The organism is Microcoleus sp. BM001215392 (assembly GCF_036700185.1).
Lineage (GTDB): Bacteria > Cyanobacteriota > Cyanobacteriia > Cyanobacteriales > Microcoleaceae > Microcoleus.
The window spans coordinates 1-1,110 of sequence record NZ_JAUBOJ010000747.1 but is presented as its reverse complement, the minus strand read 5'-3'; the positions used below and the strand labels follow the sequence as shown (position 1 = coordinate 1,110).

General features: G+C 41.6%; 1 protein-coding gene. It reads right to left on the bottom strand.

The window, feature by feature from the left end; genetic code table 11:
* The coding region (locus QT974_RS34615; RefSeq protein WP_333472859.1) for a leucine-rich repeat domain-containing protein at window positions 1-1,110 on the bottom strand (1,110 nt) is incomplete at both ends.

Sequence of the window (1,110 nt, the reverse complement as noted above, 5' to 3'; positions counted from 1 at the left end):
ATTAGGCAAAATTTCTCAAATGGAAATATCCAACCGCAATTTTCCAACAACTCTTGCTTGCAGCGAAATATTTCTTGTGATTTCTGGTCGATAGTAACACCAAATTTAGAAATTAAAAATTCAGTAAAATGGATTTCCTTGACCAGATCCCTAGGGGTTAGTGGGCTTATATAGTAACAATCTGCGATGATATCACCTCCCAGCGATTGTCGGTAATTTTCTAACAAGTCCTGAAATTCTGAATAGACGAGTATATCATCATCGGCTGAGGGTTCCTGTATTATTTTTATTTCTGTCCACAAAGTACGCCGAACCCCAGCGGAAAATCCTACGTCCACCAATTGAAATAATTCATTCAACAATCTGTTTCTCCTTACTAAATTGCCCACCACTATTTCCCATTTTTGAAGTTGCGAGTTCCAGGAGATTTTGAGTTGTTTGGGTATTTTTATAGAAGCTACCTGCGGACTGCTGCAAACAATGACTTGGGGTGCTTCTCGATCGATAGCTGCATAGAATTTTTTCACAGTTTCTATAGCTGTTTGATAATCAATTGGCGTCGTCGATAGGCTTAGGTATTTTTGGGCAAGTTCGATCGACAGATTTAAGTCGGTAATTGGATTGTCTTTGAGATGCAGCCATGTCAGGTTGGTGAGTGCCAACAGCCCAGTGATATCGGTAATTTGATTGTCTTCGAGCCTCAGCCATGTCAGGTTGGTGAGTCCTGACAGCGGGGTGATATCGGTAATTTGATTGTATTGAAGATCCAGGTCGGTCAGGTTAGTGAGTCCTGACAGCGGGGTGATATCGGTAATTTGATTGTTGTCGAGATCGAGTTCTGTGAGGTTGGTGAGTCCCAACAGCCCAGTGATGTCGGTAATTTGATTGGATAAAAGGCACAATTTGGTCAAGTTGGTGAGTGCCGACAGCGGACTGATATCGATAATTTGATTGTATTCGAGATTTAGTTCAGTGAGGTTTAAAAGTACCTTCTCGGCTTCATTGCAGTCGGAAGTGCCAGCTTTTTTTAACAGCACTTCAACTGTATGTCTTGTCGATTCTGAAAGACTATCTTTGTGCTTACACCAGTCGGCAAAGCTGCTGAAATTC